Below are 18,076 nucleotides of genomic sequence, written 5' to 3'. Positions count from 1 at the left end.
TATTCACAAAATGCACGATGACCCGGTCTCCCACCTTGAGCCGAAACTCCGGACCAGGTATTCCAGGCGTCGTACAGTGACTAAGTTGCTTGTCGGAACAGCTCTTATACGCCATCCCGTTTGCCATGACCCCATGGCCGATATCGACGGTCGCCTCGTCCGCCACAATGTAGGTCTCGACGATATTCGGAGCAGCATTGCTGTCGAGAACCTGAGGCACTACATACGGACTGCCTCCCGTAACGGCCTGCGCCGACTCGTAGCCAGACAGGCACAGCATGAGTGCCAATGCGCCCACGAGGTACGCTTTCCAACTACTGCCATGCACGATGTTCACAGAATTGCCTCCTAAACCTTGTGCCATAGTCCATCTCCCTCATATTACGACCACCATCTGCATGGGCTAAGAGCAGAAACTGCCCGGCCTTTCCTTCGCCCAACTTCTCCTACCATCCGTCTAGCCTCGCCGTTCCCTTCCTCTCTTCCTCCCCTCCCTGAGTCTGTGCTTCTTCCTTCGTAGTTGATCGCCTATTACTTCCCAGCGCATGGCCCACCAGCGTCGGATCGACAGACCCAACTAGCTCCTTGCCATGTAGCCCCTTCTGCGAAATTCGATCTCCGAACACCAGGCAAGAACGATGCGCGCCAGATCTTGGATCTGCCGCACAGCAATTGGAACAATTTCAATACATTAGGTCGTATTAGGTTCAAGAGTATGTGGGAGAGATGCGAGCTGAATCTTTTTAGATACGCATCTTTTTAGATTCACTGAATCCAAAAAGATACGGCAATGAAAGATAGGGACTGTTCTAAGTTGAAACACTCACCTTAGTTCTCGACTATTTAGAACCAGAGCAGGAAATAACGGAGATCACGAAAAGCGGGGACGTCGGGTTTCGGGTCTTACTTCTGACCCCTCACGCTTCACCATTCACCTCTTCAACATCTACTGCCAGCTCGCGGCCAAAATGGCCTGTAGGTCTTGTGGGCGTTGATCGATCGCCTGATCCCACGTCAAGCCGGACTGCTGACTGAACGAAGCCATGGCCTGGATCAACTGATCGACCTGCGTACTGAGCAACCGCGCGCCATCGCCGGCCTGCACCGTCTCAATGTGATGATTGGGACTGAGATACCAGTCTCTGATGGTGAGCTGATCTGCTGAACCATGTACTGTCAGCCGCAGGTCGTTGACCTGGCGACTGATGACGAGATCGAGGGAATTGATCGTCGCCCCATACTGAAGGAGATCGCTGTTACCGGACGTGCTGTCATTTTCGACGATGACATCCCGACCCTCACCACGATTAACAAGGTAGGTATCGTTACCCAACCCGCCGCGCATCGTGTCGTTTCCCGCTCCGCCTACCAGTAAATTCGCCGCACTATTTCCCGTCAACGTGTTATTGAGCGTATTCCCTATTGCATCGATCGCTGTAGTACCCGTTAGCGTGAGGTACTCCAGATTGGCCCCGAGCGTCCAGTTCGCATCACTCTGTACCGTGTCCGTACCTTCGTTCGTATTCTCAATAATGACGTCCCCGACACTCACGACATAGGTGTCGTTGCCCGGCCCCCCAGTCAGCTGATTCGCCGCACTGTTGCCCGTGAGCCTGTTGTTGAGAGCATTGCCGATGCCGTTGATGGCAGTGATGCCGGTCAGCGTGAGGTGTTCTACATTGGCCGTGAGGGCATAGCTCACCGTGCTCTGTACCAAATCGCTCCCCTCATTGAGGTTCTCCGTGACAATGTCGTCCTCGTTATCGACAACATAGATATCGTTGCCAACACCACCCACTAGCGTATCGGCACCAGCCCCGCCGTCGAGCCTATCATTGCCATCCAATCCCGTCAGGATATTCGAGGCAATATTGCCCTCAAGGATATTATTGAGACCCGTGCCGGTGCCATTGATGGCCGTGGACCCGATCAGCGTCAGGTTCTCCACTTCCATCCCTAAAACGTAGGTGATGGCGCTTTGGACCGTATCGATGCCCTGATTAGCTATTTCGGTTACCACGTCCCCTGCGTCATCGACGATGTAGATATCATTACCGGTCCCTCCGATCATAGTATCGGCGCCTGCAGCCCCATCAAGGATGTTAGCCCCACTGTTTCCGGTGAGCACGTTATTCAGACTGTTGCCCGTCGCGTTGATCGCTGCAGTGCCGGTCAGCGTAAGGTTCTCCACATTGGTCGTGAGGAGATAGCTCAGGCTGCTTTGCACCAGATCCGTGCCTTCATTGATATTCTCGATAACGACATCGCCCACATTGTCAACGATGTAGGTGTCATTACCAATCCCTCCGATCAGGGTATCTTCCCCTGCTCCGCCGTTGAGCGTGTCATCACCGCTATCAGCATCGAGCACGTTGGGGGCACTGTTGCCAATGAGCACATTGTTGAGGCTGTTACCGGTCCCGTTGATCGCGGCAGCCCCGGTCAAGGTGAGCTGCTCCACATTGGCAGCCAGAGTCCAGGTCACAGCAGATTGGACCCTATCAATGCCCTCGTTGAGTTGCTCAACCACCGTATCGCCGGTGCCGACCACATAGATATCGTTCCCGGCTCCACCAGTGAGGACGTTGGCTACACTGTTACCCCTCAGCGTGTTGTCTAACGAGTTCCCAGTCCCGTCGATCATGGCCGAACCTGTCAGCGTGAGGTTCTCCAGATTTGCACCGAGGGTATGCGTGCGCCCGGTCTGCACGGTATCGATGCCTTCGTTCTCGAGCTCCGTCACCACATCGCCCACATTGTCGACGACGTAGATGTCATTGCCCTGTCCCCCAACCATCTTATCGGCGCCTGCTCCACCGTTGAGTATATTGTTGGCGTTGTTGCCGGTGAAACTATTATTGAGGCTATTGCCGGTTCCGTTAACCACGCCTGTGCCGGTCAAGACTAGATTTTCAACGTTCGCACCCAGGGTATACGTGATACCGCTGTAAACAGTATCCGTTCCCTGATTCAGGGCTTCCGTGACGACATCACCGGCCACATCCACAACATAGGCATCGTTGCCCAGACCGCCGGCCATCGAGTCGACCCCTACTCCACCATCGAGCAGATCGTTACCGGCGAGTCCTTGCAGCACATCATCCCCGGCGAGACCTTGGATGACGTCATCGCCGCCGGCCCCGATGAGGGTATCGTTCCCCTCGGTCCCTAATATCGGCAGGATGGTCAGAGCAAACACATCGTTGACACTCAGCGTCCCACTGTCGGTGGCAGTGACTCGCACATCGAGGGTACCGATATCCGGACCTTGTGGTGTCCCGCTGAACATGCGAGTACTCGGATTAAATGTGAGCCAGGTTGGCAGGGCAGTACCATCGGCTCGTGTCGCGTGGTACGTGAGGATATCGCCGGCATCAACATCCGCAAAACTGTCAGCCGGCACGATGAAGGTAAAGAGACTGCCTTGCGTGACCGATTGATCGGCAAGCGGCATCGCCATCGTCGGGGTATCATTCACATTCTGCACGGTGAGTGCAAACGAACTTGTGGCACTGAGCCCACCCGAGTCAGTAGCCGTCACGGCTAGATGAAGTGTATCAACCTCGCTGTTCGTTGGAGTGCCGCTGAACGTGTGGGTCACGGAATCAAACGTCAGCCAGGTTGGCAATGCCATCCCGTCAGCCACACTCGCACTGTATGCCAGCACATCGTGTGCGTCTTGATCGACGAAGGTGTCGGTGGGAATCTGGATGCTCAATAGTGCATCCTCTAAAACCGTTTGATCGGTCAACGGAGTCACCACCGTCGGCGCCTGGTTGACCGGCCCGTCCAGCAAGGAGGCGAGACTCGCCGTGCTCCCATCCGCAAAGACGAGGGTTTCAACCACGAGCGAGCCATTGGCATTGGTCGGGTCGAAGTTCGTGAGCACGAGCTGGTCCGTTCCGCTTGCGCCCACCCCGATAGTCAGCGTCCGGGCCACGTCATCCTGCGAGAAGATGAGATCGTTTCGGGTAATCCCCGTTCCGAATTGAATCCGGTTGCCTTCGCCGACACCTGCGAGATCCTCAATTGTGTCGGTGCCGTCACCGAGATTGAAGAGATAAGTATCGTCGCCCGTCCCCCCAATCAAAGTATCGCTTGAAGAGAAGGCTGCTGGATCGCCAGCGTCAAACGTCGCATTCAGCCCTCCATGCAGCGTGTCACGACCGGCACCACCGCTGAGCAAATCCGCGCCGGCACCACCAACCAGCACATTGTCCAACTCGTTGCCGGTCCCGGTCAGCGAAGCAAACCCCGTCTCATCATGAAATGTGGGAGTGAGGACGAGATTCTCGAAGTTATCAGGCAGGGAATAGCTGACCGTGCTGTGCACTGTGTCTACGCCCTCCCCCGGCAGTTCGACAAGAGTCTGGCTGGCATGCCGAATGTAGTAGGTATCGTTTCCAGACCCACCAATGAGCACATCGTCCGGCGTGTTAAATGGATTGGGGTCGGTACCCACTCCAAAGTCGAAGGCAAATGCCGAATCGCCGAAGGGAATGAGCGTATCATTCCCTTCTCCGCCTATCAGGATATCGCTACCGGAATCAACGAAGAAGAAACCCTCTACCGATCGTGCGAACCCCCCGTGTAATACGTCATGCCCGGCACCGCCTTCGAGCACGTTATCGGCGGTGTTTCCGAGCATGACATTGTCCAAGCCGTTGCCGATTCCTATGCGGGAGTTCGGAACCACTGAGCTATTGTTATCCACAAGAACAAGATGCTCTTCATCTCCCTCCAGCGCATAGTCCACAGAACTAAACACCGTCAGGGGTGGCGCAGCAGGGAAATCGGTAAACAGCCCCAGCTCCTGACTCGTGCCATCGGCGAAATACAGCGTGACCGGTGCGGGAGCAAACCCATAGATACCGTTTCGAAACCGCACGGTCAGCTGATCCGCCGTATCGAGCACGGTAATCGTAAAGCTCAGCTGACCTGAAGCGGAAGATTGCCGTTGTATGAGGATATCGCTGCGGTTCAGTCCCACCAGCTGAACGTGATCGGTGTCGGTGGTGAAGGCATCGTTAAAGAGTTGATCCACGAGGACCACATCGCGACCATACCCGCGGCCGAACCGGAAGCTGTCATTACCGGCACTGCCGATGAGAGTATCATCGCCGCTCCCTCCGTCATACACATTGTTCCCGGCCGAATCCCTGAGAATATCGTTGCCGCCGTCCCCGATCAGGGTGTCATTGCCGCTTCCCCCCCTGAGCACATCATGTCCGCTGCTGCCCAGCAACACATTGTCGCCGCTGTCCGTGTCGACAATCGTGACGCCTTGTCCAGGGTCGGCACCTAATTGGCGCAAAGCCGCTTCGTCCCACACGGTGCCATCTTCGAATCGTACATTTTTTTGCGCAGCGGACGGAAGGCCGAAGAAATTAGCGAGTGTCAACGAATCCTCTGAACCAGGCATCCGCAGAACCAAATCGCTCCCCGACTGCACGACGCCAATGTGATTTGGTGCCAGCCCCGGCGCCAGTTGGATGCTATCGATCTCGCCGCTCACGCTTTGGTCTTCAATCCGATCGTGTCCGTCGCCAAGCCCAAACAGATACGTATCGGCCCCCTCGCCACCTTTGAGCGTGTCGTGACCACCCTCCCCATTGAGCACATCGTTTCCGCCAAGTCCCTCGAGCACATTGTCGCCACGATTACCGGTCAGGACGTTGTTCAGTTCATTACCGATTCCCGAATAATGGTTTTCTAGCCCAACCGGGACACTTCCGTCGGTTCCTGGCGTGAGTCCAACACGAAGAGTGGGAAATGTATCGAGTAAAGTAAGGTTCTCAATGTGTGCTCCCAAGACATAGCTTTCAGCGGCCTCGATGGTATCAGTACCTGCATCCGCCACCTCCACCACGAGGTCGTCCGACCCGACCACGTAGGTATCGTCGCCAAGCCCACCTTGCAGCACATTTGTGGCTGTGTTTCCAGCCAACCTATTGTCCAGCTCATTCCCGACACCGTTCACGGAGTGATTCCCGGTCAGGCTCAGGTTTTCTATCGCGTCCCCAAGCACATAATCCTGATCCGTGACAACGGTATCCGTGCCTTCACCGGCTGCCTCCACCACCACGTCGCCGGCCCCAATCACATAGGTATCGTTCCCCGCGCCTCCGGTCAGCACATTGAGTCCGCTATTGCCGGCCAGCACGTTGTCCAGTCCATTCCCCGTGCCGTTATGCGCGACCGTCCCTGTCAGCGTGAGGTTCTCGACATTCGCGCCAAGCAGATAGCTTTGGTCGGTCACGACCGTATCGATGCCCTCGCCAACTGCCTCCACAACCAAGTCGCCGGCCCCGATCACATAGGTGTCGTCACCTGCGCCTCCGGTGAGCACATTGGCTCCGGTGTTGCCGGTCAACACATTGTCCAGTTCATTCCCGGTGCCATCAATCGTCGCTGTCCCACTCAGAATCAAATTCTCCACATTGGACGTCAGCGAATAGGTGATCCCGCTCAGCACCGTATCTGTTCCTTCACCGATCACTTCGGTCACAAGATCTCCGATGTCATCCACCAGATACGTATCCTCTCCGTACCCGCCCGTCATGACATCAGCGCCAGTCCCGCCGTCCAATACATCATCCCCGGCCTGACCGCTCAGCGAATCGGCACCGGCCAGGCCCATGATCGTGTCGTCCGTGACGCCGCCCGTCAGCATGTCATCGCCGTCGGTACCATCGATCTGTCGCCGAGTACTCGCCAGCAGACGCGTCTGATCCCACACCGTTCCATCCGCAAATGCCACCTGCTCTACCTGGAAGACAGCGTGCAGATAGAAATTTTGAAGTCGCAAGCTCTCGCCGGTAGTTGGTACTGCCAGGACGAGATCGTTCGCTTCCCGGGCAGCCCGCACGTCCGTCGGCGCAATCCCCGCACCCATTCGGATGGTGTCGAATCCGGCCTGATCAAACACCACGTCCTGACCGGCCCCGACTCCGAAGACATACGAATCATTCCCGGCACCGCCGAACAGCTGATCGTCACCGGCCCCACCGTCGAGCGTGTCGGCCCCGAACCCGGAACGGAGCACATCCTGCCCGTCGAATCCGCTGATCCGATCTGCAACTGCTGTCCCTGTCAAACCCTCATTCTCATTCGTCCCGAGGATGTCGAAGCCTCGCTCTTCCACCAGTTGGGCATAGGTCAGCGATGGAGAGTCGGCAAACTCGAAGGATTCGATGGTGTACCGGCTAAAGAGATCGGCTGCATCGAAGTCGGAGAATATCAGCGAGTCGCTCGCTCCCACGCTCAGACGAAGACTGCCCGTCGGAATTCCATCGAGGAGTGGAATCGCGCCAGGCCCAACGCTCAGCCGTAGCGATTGACTGTCGATCCCCGCACCAAAAATAAGGCGGTTGTTTTCGAAAATCGTTTCTCCGCCGCCCACCTCACCGCCACCGAACGGATCTTCACGCACAGCCGAATCGATAATCCGGTCCTGCCCGTCACCAAGGTTAAACACATAGGCATCGTCGCCAGTCCCACCTTCAAGTCGATCATTGCCGGCCCCGCCGATCAGCGTATCGGCCGCCCCCTCGCCGACAAACACCTCTCCACCCACGAGCACATCGTCGCCATCACCTCCGGTCAGGGCATCGCTGCCTCCGTTGCCAAAGAGCTGCACAGGGCCAACTGCGGAGGCGGCGGTGAGCGTGTCATTGCCTTCCGTTCCATTCGCATTCTCAAAATTTGAGGTTCCAAGATTAAATGTGACGCCAAAGACACCTTGAAAACTGATCGTATCAATGCCGGCTCCGCCATCTCGAACCGTGTCCTCTGCATCGGTGACGACAAAATCATCTCCCTCACCGCCGAACAACTGGTCTGCTCCCTCTCCACCAGACAGCTGGTCGTCTCCGTCACCGCCATCAAGCACATCGTCACCGGCCTCACCTTCTAACGAATCATTCCCTGCCTCGCCGTTCAAAACATCGTTGCCACCCCCAGCCTGTATGACATCATCGCCGACTCCACCGAGGAGTTGATCACTCCCCCCGTTGCCAAACATGACATCTCGGCCCTGCCCGCCGTGGATCACATTGTCGAGGTTCCCCCCTGTCAAGAAATCATCCCCGTCGAGGCCATAGAGAGTTCTGTAGGTCTCACTACCGTTTAAAGTATCGTTTCCAGCTGTGCCGATAAGATCAAACCCCATGGCAACAAGATCCGCCTGGGTCAGCGTGGTTCCGTCGGCAAACTCAACGGTCTCGATTCCCACCGGCACCATGGGAGTGGCAGGATCGAACCCTTGAATGTGAATCGCGTCGCCGGTCAGTCCCACCCGGACCACGAGAGAGCCGATGCCGACACTGATGTCCTCTGCAAAAATTCCTGCCCCGAATACGATCTTGTTGCCCTCACCCGGTGTGTCCTGAATCGATTCGACCCCATCGCCTAGATTGAATACATAAGTATCGGCACCGGCCCCGCCCATGAGCGTGTCTGTTCCCGCTCCACCGATCAGGATATCCTCGCCGTCACCACCCTGAAGCTGGTCGTCTCCAGTACCGCCCACCAACGTATCAGCGCCGGCGTCACCCAATAGGAAATCATTGTCGTCGCCCCCGGATAGATGATCATTGCCATCATCACCAAATAGCCGATCGATCCCGGTTCCACCCCAGAGCACATCTGCCTCGCTGCCGCCCTGCAGCTCATCGTCTCCACTGCCCCCATCCAGCACATCATGCCCCTCATTCCCCAGCAAGAAATCCTTATCAGCCCCACCAAAGAGGACATCATCGCCCCGCCCACCCATCAACGTGTCGTTACCATTCCCTCCATCTAGCCAATCGTCGCCACCGATAGGATCATTGAGAAAATCCCCGACGAGCGTATCGACGCCATTCCCTCCAATCAGACGATCATTGCCGCCCCCACCCCAGAGAAAATCGTCTCCAGCCCCACCATCGAGCCAATCAGCCCCCTCCTGCACAGCAGCTACCTGCTGATCGTCTCCCCACAATTGGTCGTTGTCATCCCCGCCAATGATGACGTCATCGCCGCCATCGCCACGGAGGTAGTCGTCCCCCGCTCCACCATCGAGGTAATCCGCAGCACCGGCTGCACTAAAAAACTCCTGCTGAGGCACAGAAATAAACCCGCCTATGCCATCCGCCACACGCCCAAGCCACCCCGTCGGGCGGTTCTCCCCCCACAGCTGGTCATCACCGGCATCACCTTTCAACACATCTATGCCCAAGCCACCCATCAACACATCGTTCCCCTCACCACCCTCACCATAATGCGTACCGGAGCTGATCGTCGCGTTCGTGAAATTGACGATGAACGTACTGCCCGCCATGATGTCGGCATCGTCCCCGCCAAAAAAATAATCGCCGTCGTCCACATACGCGTAATCGTCGCCGGGCCCGCCGAGCAGATAGTCGTGGCCTAACCCTGCGATCAAGGTGTCATTGCCTGCCCCACCATCCAACAAATCGTCAAAGGCCCCCAGAAGTGGCGTATGGTCGCCCTCCAGAATATCGTCGCCTCCATGCCCATAGAGGGCGCTTGGCCCTGCTCCAGGAGGATCGAGGTCATTATTTTCTGGCCCTCCGATCACAGTGAAAGCGAAGGGGCCAGTCGGGAGACCAGGGTCTCTTGGGGCTGTCGAGAGATCTCGCAATTCAATCCCCAGCGAACCCGGCTGCCAATGCTGAATGGTGACTGTACCGTTGAGGGTGAGCGTGCTCCCGTTCCGTACAAAGATCCACTGTCCATCGAGGCTCTTATAGGTGCTGTCAGGGTCACCTTCTTTACGAACCCCTCCCATTAGGAGTCGGCCATTGAGCTGAATCACACCCGTATCATCGCCATCCTCAATGCGATCGGTTCCATCCGTAGTCAAAACATAGCTGTCGAATCCCAGACCTCCGTGAAGTGTATCGCCTCCTGTCCCGCCATCTAACCGGTCATTGCCACTATCGCCTTGGAGATAGTCGTCACCACCAAAACCCCGCAGATCATCGCTGCCGACACCGCCGTAGAGATGGTCGTCTGTGGGCAGGAACTGACTGCCGGTCAGGGCATCCGCTTGATCGCTGCCAAAGAGATACTCGCGCGCAAAGGAGGAAACTCCAGCAGGGACATCAAATCTCGATGCCGCGTCCCCGTAGTGCGTCAAGCTGAGCGAATCACTAGGGATCGTTCGGTTATTGAGGGTCAGATCCAGCTTTGCAAGAAGAAATGTTGCACGATCCATCAGATACTGCTCCGTCATCTCGCCGAAGCCGGTAGCTGGATCGTACAACGCTAACTTTCCATTCGCAGCGTGCCCAAGACCAACATAATCGACCCCAACCACTGCAAATGGATTCAGGGTACGCAGCGCATAACGATAGGCCAACCCTTGATCAGTATTCCCTTGCGCTTCCGCGACTAACTCCGCTGCCGTGAGGCGCGGCACCACACGACCTTGACTGTCACGTTGGACCAGCGGTTCGATGGAGAAGGTTTGGTTGGCGACGATAGCCTGGACTTCTGCCAGATGCGTGTAAAACTCCGTCCGAGTGCCGAGGTTACCAAACCCGCCGGTATCGTCATTGAAGTCAGTCGTCTTATCGAGCGCATTCGGCACAAAGAGTGTCCGTAACGCATCCAATGCCAACTCAAGCGTATCTCCTTCGGCAACGTGCTCTTCGACAGAAAATGCCGTCGCATCAGCCTGTGCTGAGGAAGCAGCTTTGAGCATATTTTCGATATCGATCTGCGTGAGATCCGGGTCAAGGGTCTCGAAGAGCGACTGTAGGGCCAACGAATCTACAACCAAGGTAATGCTATGGGCGTTGCCGTAGTCACGGAAGGGATTGGGCAGCCCTTCTACGAGCGGTTGTCCTTCGATCAGCACCGCGTGAACTGGCCCATGTATCCCCGAATTGGCGACTAGTTGTATGTCACCACCTGTAACACCGGCACCAAATAGCTGTATGATTTTCTGAAATGCACCATCAGTTCGTGTCACACCGCCATTGAGACCGCCTGTCGGCATGCTTGCCGTTCCTGTCGTCTGAAACTGTCCAGCCACCTGGATCACCGCCGGCTGATACCAGGACATGTTTTGGACATTGGTGCTCGATCCGCTACGGGTGAGGGCGCCCATCGGATCAAACTCAATAAACTTCGCGTCCATCGCAGTAATGAGCTGCCCGATCCGGTCCGCTTCGGTCACCACCGAAGTCACTCCACCGATTTGCCCAATTCCCGCGCCATTGAAGATGTAGGTGTGATTGATGTCATTACTGTGCAGCAAGGTGAACACAGTCGCCAGATGGCCTCCCAGTGAGTAGCCGGTGACATTGAGCGTGGACCCAGCCGGCAACTTGCCCGAGCGTTTTAGCTCTTCATAATACCGCTCCATACTCACGAGCTGCCCGAGCGCAAACCCAGCCCCCGCGATCTCCCCAGCCGCGCCACCTTGCCCATCACGCTCCCAATCGCCTCCTTGCGCCTGGTTCTGATACTCCAAACTGCGGAACGAGAGCGTGTAGGTCTTGCCGGTCGGATCTCTTAGATCTTTTATCAATGTCGCTGAGAACCCTGTCGCGTCGTTGGCATGATGGTCGATGATGTCGTAGTGCACACTAAAGCCGATGATCTGCTGGTCAGTCATCCGCGTCTTACCTAGAAGGATGGGTTCAGAGGCCAAGGCCACAGATAACCGATTATTACCCAGTCGAAGCGCTTGCTCCAATTGCAACTCTCTCAACAGAACGCGGTCGAGATACGATTCAGCGGCCATCTGCTGCAATGCGAACTGAAGCCACGTATTGATCTGGGTCATATTACCTCTCCTTGATCACACTCGTTGTCGCGGCAGGATTGAGGATTTCCTTGACAAACAAATGTTCCCGTTTACTACCGGAACCGGGACAGACCCGAGCTGTTAACCACCAAATCCCCGTCAGATTTTTCATCCACCCGGATTGTATGTACCCACGGCGAACAGCCAAGATCTCTCTGGTCTCCAGATTCAGCACGATGAGTTCACCACCAGCGATTCCCAATTCTCGATCGTGGGGTCTTGCGAGCCCTCGCCAGGTGTAAGCAAATCGACTCTTGCGGTCTACGATTTCCTCCTGTGCAACGATGTACGGAACCCTGACAAATTGTCCGTTGATTGCCGTCTGAAAGTCCTTCCGTGGGTGGGCGTTTTCATCGCGGTAGTATCGCTTGTACGGGGCCTGACTAATGTTCCTCGTCTCGCGACTACTCTGGGGGAGTTCAAGGTATGAGTACTTGCCTATCGCTGGCTGGACGTAGGAGTCCTCTGCCTTACGATCTTCTCCGAGCACCTGCCCATACGGATCCTCCAACGCGTATAAATGACTCAACTCGTCATCCGTGGCTTCCTTCCTCGGCCGCATCATGTAGAGCCCTTCCACATTCTCCACCGTCTTATAGATAAACTCCCCTGCTTCTGTCTTACACAGATGGTCGAAATATTGTTCCGGTGTCATACCAGGCTTGTAGCCACTATCCTCAGCAACGGGATTCGGAATTTTGATCGAGTGTGCAAAACGACCCTCTTCTGTCGCGAGTGGATCAGCCGGCTTCAGCTTTAGAATGTCGCAACGCCGGTTTGCCGGAGCGATTTTGTGCGTCCTGCAGTAATCCGCCTTCTTCTTCATTGCCTTATTAAACCGTTCTGCGACGGTTTCCTCGGCAAACACTCCTGCTGAAACACCAGTGACCAATGCCAGCACAAAACCAATCACGACTGTCCCCAACCTGCCTACTGTCGTCAGCAACATTGGGCCATCAGATTTCAGTCTGACGTTGCGCGCACTGGTCGTATCATTCGATTCACGCATAGACTCACACTCCTTTGTGATGGGGACAGACCGCGAGGGTGACACCAGCATGGAAGCAACCTGCTTCATGTGTGTTCCTAATCAAAGAGGTCCGTGAGTCTAGGAGGCCGTCGGCGTGCTGTCAAGAACCGTGGTTCACAACCGCCTACCAACGCCAAGCTGCCGGAATCTACAGGAATGCAAACCACACGGGACAGTAGTCAAAAGAGGGGGGAACGATGGGACATTTGATCACAACGAGAAGGACGGCAACCCATCAAAAGAGCAGACAGACACCTCGAACGCCTGCAGGCCTTGAAGCTACAGGCAGATAAGATTCTCAGCCTATGTGGCAGGGAGTAACTAGGTTTGCTCCTCAAGAAGCCGTAAGCCTGCGTCAGTAATTCGGACCATTCCGTCTTGGCCTATCTTGACACAGTGCCGTTTCTTGAGGGCCTGCACGGCTAGGCCGGTGTCTCCTGTTCCCTGTGGATCAAACAGAAGAGCGAGATTGGTATAGTGTTTAGGCCCGTGGTGTTTGAGATGTTGTAAAACTCGGCGCTGGAGGCTTTTCTTTCGTTTCTGTTCCCTATCACCTGGCCTGATAGGTTTCTGGGGCATGAAACACCCATAACGGTGTGTTGCAATGGCGTCAGGACGCCGTCAGGCTCTGGAGAACGGCGGCATCTTAAGGGCAATACCGGCAAAGTGCAAGGCATAATGATGGCATATCATCAGTTCGGATATACATATTACAAGCATTCCTAATTGTACTGCCCCATAGCAACGAGTTCCTTCAAGCTTGAGAGGTCAAGCGGTCTCTGAATGCTGACGACCTGAGCGATCCTCTGAGCACCTTCCTCCCTCAGGTACCAACTTGACTTCGATGGGCACACATGTAACCATTGGCTACCTTTCATGCTCGCCAGGTCTGACATCGTCAAAGATACCTGCCTTCGCCTGACTACTGCCCGTCTCGGGTATTCAGCTGGTTTGATTGGCACCGTGTATAGCATCGGTACCGACTGGTCTGGAAACTGGTATTTCCAACTACGCTGGTTGAATCGACCAGCCAGCAAACGAAAGAGACCTGTCTCTCAATGGAGCTTGAGTCTCCGCGAAACCGATCTTGGCGACTTTGAGCGGATCACAGGGGAACAAGTCCAGGAGTTACTGAAAGAGTCGAGGCTACCCAGCAAGTCGAGGAAGACACGACGACTCCCAGGGGCCTGGAGGATAAAACGACACCCAAACCAGCTTCGATTGTTTAGCGAGTGCTAAAGGCCAGGATGGCTGAGAACCCTCAGGCAGTTTGCTGAAAAACGCGGTTTCTGCTTCGCACATCGTTGCGCGATGATAGAAGGAACTGTGGCACTTGACACCTCAGAATGCTCAAAAAGGCCGTCCAGCAAGGCCGCAGCGAGCGAAGGGGCGAGGCGTACGCTTCGGTACGTCGAGCCTCTGAGTGATGCGAGAACGCTGCTGGAGGACTTTTTCAGCATTCTGCTAGGCGTCCGTTCGGGTCTTGGAAAGAAGAGGGAGCCACGGGATGCGGTTGGTATCTGGAGGATGCTTTGCAGGCCTTTCTGATCCCCGAGCACCTTTGGGTGTATGCCGTGGCTGCTGAGGTTTCGAAAGCTTGGTATACTTCGTCATATATCAATCCGATGATGACGGCATTAGCCGGTTCGGCGTGTCTGCGTCATGCTCCGTACGATGGGCGCATAGGACGATTGAACGGGAAGTTCGTTCAAGGTTCCCAGTAACAGCCGCCCCAAAAGCATTGTCGCGGCGATGGAAAAACTGCTCTGAAACCACCCCGCGAGTGACTGCACACCCACAAGTACGGCGATCCCACTGAAGAGCCAGATGCCTATGCCCATTGCCGCGAGACAGGCGGGTCGGGTGGTGTCTGTTATATGAAGTGCGACCGCGACACTAATCCCTCCCACCAGCAGGGCTAGCAGCGGGTACATCCCAGGATCAATCTTGGGCGTAATCCCAAGAGCAGCGAGTAACATGCCCGCCAGAAAGGTCATGCCGGTGACAAGCATCACCCCGCGTACAATGGCTCGCCACGGGAGAGGTTCGTGCTGATGTATCATGCGGGGCAGCATACGGCCTGCCCCGTCGACATCACCATCCTACAAAAGCCGGGGGATCAGAATCGCTGAGAGGTCACTGAGGAGTTCGGTAGAAAGATCATGAGGCCGAGGGACACCGTCCGACCGGTTAATGTGGAAGAGTCATTGACCTGCGATTGACACACTCTACCTGATCCCTCCTCGGACAATCTAACTCAGCAAGAATCAACAAACTTGGAATCCCTCGACATGGGGCGAGGTGGGGATAGATTGTCCCGTCCTGTAGCAGCGTGGTAGCAATTGAGGATTGAGAAGAGACGATTCGTTGTTGGACCTCAACTTCGCCTTTGTTTTCGACTTCGGATGTTCAGGATCCAGTCGTTAAGCTTCCCGAAGAACGGTGTCAGAATTGGGATGTGTGGTGTAGGGCAGGTTGCCCAATAGCGTGCAGCGTTGGAGGGGAGGATGATATTGAGCAGAATTGTCCATGCCACTCCTCCTAACACCATACCCAATAACATGGAGACCAGCATGGGAATGGCAACGAACCATACCCCAAATGATAGCTGCAACGGTTCATTAGGATGGACTCCTGTTAGAGCTTGCAAAACACTTAGATATAGCACTGCGCCGTAAATTCCTGGAATCAATATAAAAACCGCAGCACTCAGTAATACAAGTACTGTAGTAAGGCAGCTTGGTGTGTGGTCGCTCACATTGAAAAGTATTTGATCATTGAACTTGTTGAGTGACAAGCAAACAGACGGAAAGCGATGTGGCCAGGTTGTCCTGTGCTGAGAGCAGTGTTGTAGCAGAAGAGGATTGAATGAGGAGGCTTAGACGTCGGTTTTATCCAATGACGCCTTTCGCTCATAGTATCGCTCGCACCAGTTATACGTGACCAAGGGCCAGAGCAAGATTGCAGGTTGTGTTAACCATGGCAGCCAAGAGTCCATCTGATTTAATTCTATTGTCCACATGAAGAAAAATGGCAGCGGCAGGAAGCAGGCCGCATATAAGGGCTGTCGAACCTTGCCAAAGCTGATGAGTGCGATTCCGGCACCACCTAGAAATGTCAACAGCGCTATAGCGCTTGTCAAAAGAGGGCCTCTGGCAGTAAGCAACTCGATCGCCGCATACGCGCACAATGAGAGCCCAGGGATGCCTAATAGGACGGCGGATGCGACTCGCGTGACCAATCTCATGAATCAATTTCCGACGAATTACGCTCTGAGTCTATGGGTCGGATTCCATGAGGTCAATTTGATTTGACTTCTCAGGCAGGGTAGCACAAGCAAGACGCAAAGCTATCTTGACCTGCGATTTCTTAGTTCGCTGCCCCCGTTACTGCTCGGCGAAACACCCCACGTTCTGCAACGAGCACCACCGGAGGTCAAACTCTGACCTTCTTTGCCGCTCTGTGTCCGCCTATTCCAACTTTGCCTTCTCTATATGCGCAGCGCGGACGCCATGGTGATCAGCCTGGCGTGCCTCCTAGTCACTCACGCCTAGCCAGTGGCTGACAGCCTACATGAACGTCCCAAGGGAAGAGGCTTGATGCCTGGCACTTTGGCTCAGCGGGCAACCATGTACGGGGGGTACGGACCCTTTCACATCAACCCAACCAGCAATCTGTCCCATTACCAGGATGCACAACCCAAGGTCCGATACCGCTCATTGGCTTGCTTCTTGAGGGATCACCACGTCGCCTGTGCTGCTCTCTCCTACTGTACCGGGGTCACGGTATGGGCCATGATACGGACGCCGAGGTCCTTCCCGTCCGGTGTTCGTACCATCGTCGGCGGTGCCTCCATGTACCCTTCCACCACACACAGCATTCGTTCTGTCACCACCGTCGCGCGCAACGCTCCGACTTGACATCGGGAACGATACAGCACAGTAATCGTTCCACTGCTGTCTTCAAGTTGGAATTCAGCCCCGCACAATGACTGCTTGGTCCCGAGTTCACTTCCGGCATGGACAACGACATTCTTCGCCACCCCTTCCAGCTTGACGACCTTTCGATGCACGGCGCTGGGATTGACCAGGAGCGAGCCGATTCCTGTCACCGGCTCAGCTGCCCATCCGTTCACTCCCACCATCAGCAGCATCCTGAATAACAGGATACCAACGCTCAGCTTCATAGCCAGCCGTCTTCTTCTCACTGCTGCCTCCTTCGCCCGTTCGTTTCTCAGCCTCACAACAGATTTCGGCGAGTGAGGAAACCCCGCACAGCATCAACGAGTGTGTTCCAGTCCCTCACCCGTTCCTTCGCGGATTCGAGTGCGGGGTCTACGAGATGCTCGATCATGCGACGCTGCCCGGTCTTGATCTCAACCGCCACCGCCATACCGGGGAGAAGCTTGACCTCTGTGCTCCCGACTTGAATCGTCGAACGATCCAGACCGACCCTGATGGAAGACACGAGTCCGACCTGTGCGTTCAACATCTTGTTATCAGGCCCCCTCAGCACATGACCGGAAACAGTCCCGTGGTGCACCGACTGAAACGTGACAATCTTGATCTCAACCGGCTGCCCCTTATGGACGACACCCACATCTTTACTCTCGACCTGCGCCTCGACCTCCACTAAGCGGCTCAACGGCACAACCGTGAGCACCGGCTGCGCCGGCGTCACCACCGTACCTACTGCCTGAACGGCGAGTCGTTGCACCACCCCATCAATCGGCGAGCGCACCCGCTGCAAGCCGGCTTTCTGTTCCGCTTGCGTTGCTTCTTGTGCCGGCCGCTGAAACTCTGAAACCAGAGTGTGAGACTGTGGCTCCGTTTCCGCGAGCTTCCTGGTCGAATCCAGTTCAATCAAGACGTTCCCCTGCGTCACCGCTTGTCCCTCTTGGACGTGAATCGCAGTGACGACTCCCGTTTCGGACAGGTGAATAGGCATCGCGTCTCCACTCGAAACCACCTTTCCGTGAGCCATCGTGACTGAGTCGATTCTCAGCAGCGTGGTGCATATCGCTCCAGTCGCGAATGCGATCAGAATCGTCCACAACAGCGCTCGGCCGATCGGAGAGGGAGGCGTCGCCTGAAGGTCCAAGGCCTCTGGAAGAAACTCTACGACAGGTCCCTCTGGAACAGCCCTGTTGGGAGGCTGACCTGATTCAGCCTGCCAGGCCGCTTTCCAGACGCTCCACTGTCTTCCTAATAAACCGAAGCCCATGACTG

6 protein-coding genes and 1 pseudogene are annotated in these 18,076 nt (G+C 55.6%); all 7 read right to left on the bottom strand.

Features of this window, described 5'->3' with window-relative positions; translation table 11 throughout:
* Positions 1 to 364, bottom strand: a pseudogene (locus ACMTNU_RS15060) (hypothetical protein); the annotation flags it as partial.
* Between the two features lie 582 nt (positions 365 to 946).
* A complete protein-coding gene (locus ACMTNU_RS15055) occupies positions 947 to 11,797 on the bottom strand; it encodes a calcium-binding protein (RefSeq protein ID WP_413936100.1) in 10,851 nt (3,616 codons plus the stop codon).
* A 1-nt stretch (position 11,798) separates the two neighbouring features.
* Complete coding sequence (locus ACMTNU_RS15050; RefSeq protein ID WP_413936099.1) at positions 11,799 to 12,827, bottom strand: hypothetical protein; 1,029 nt, start codon at positions 12,825 to 12,827, stop codon at positions 11,799 to 11,801.
* A gap of 342 nt (positions 12,828 to 13,169) precedes the next feature.
* Positions 13,170 to 13,427 (bottom strand): hypothetical protein, encoded by a 258-nt coding sequence (locus ACMTNU_RS15045; RefSeq protein WP_413936098.1) that lies wholly within the window; start codon positions 13,425 to 13,427, stop codon positions 13,170 to 13,172.
* Between the two features lie 1,058 nt (positions 13,428 to 14,485).
* A complete protein-coding gene (locus ACMTNU_RS15040; RefSeq protein ID WP_413936097.1) occupies positions 14,486 to 14,911 on the bottom strand; it encodes a hypothetical protein in 426 nt (141 codons plus the stop codon).
* 1,703 nt (positions 14,912 to 16,614) lie between these two features.
* Positions 16,615 to 17,055 carry a hypothetical protein gene (locus tag ACMTNU_RS15035; RefSeq protein ID WP_413936096.1) on the bottom strand — a complete coding sequence of 147 codons (441 nt, stop codon included), beginning with the start codon at positions 17,053 to 17,055 and terminating at the stop codon, positions 16,615 to 16,617.
* 32 nt (positions 17,056 to 17,087) lie between these two features.
* Positions 17,088 to 18,071, bottom strand: a complete 984-nt coding sequence (locus tag ACMTNU_RS15030; RefSeq protein ID WP_413936095.1) for an HlyD family efflux transporter periplasmic adaptor subunit — start codon at positions 18,069 to 18,071, stop codon at positions 17,088 to 17,090.
* Positions 18,072 to 18,076: the final 5 nt, after the last annotated feature.

Origin of the sequence: Nitrospira sp. BLG_1, from assembly GCF_047338595.1 — a bacterium.
Classification (GTDB): domain Bacteria; phylum Nitrospirota; class Nitrospiria; order Nitrospirales; family Nitrospiraceae; genus Nitrospira_D.
The sequence above is the reverse complement of the archived record's forward strand: the minus strand, read 5'-3'. Positions and strand labels throughout refer to the sequence as shown.

What these genes read in the sequence shown, in the direction of transcription:
- ACMTNU_RS15055 (WP_413936100.1), bottom strand. Translation starts at nt 11,797, where the DNA reads ATGACCCAGATCAATACGTGGCTTCAGTTCGCATTGCAGCAGATGGCC.
- ACMTNU_RS15050 (WP_413936099.1), bottom strand. Translation starts at nt 12,827, where the DNA reads ATGCGTGAATCGAATGATACGACCAGTGCGCGCAACGTCAGACTGAAA.
- ACMTNU_RS15045 (WP_413936098.1), bottom strand. Translation starts at nt 13,427, where the DNA reads ATGCCCCAGAAACCTATCAGGCCAGGTGATAGGGAACAGAAACGAAAG.
- ACMTNU_RS15040 (WP_413936097.1), bottom strand. Translation starts at nt 14,911, where the DNA reads ATGATACATCAGCACGAACCTCTCCCGTGGCGAGCCATTGTACGCGGG.
- ACMTNU_RS15030 (WP_413936095.1), bottom strand. Translation starts at nt 18,071, where the DNA reads ATGGGCTTCGGTTTATTAGGAAGACAGTGGAGCGTCTGGAAAGCGGCC.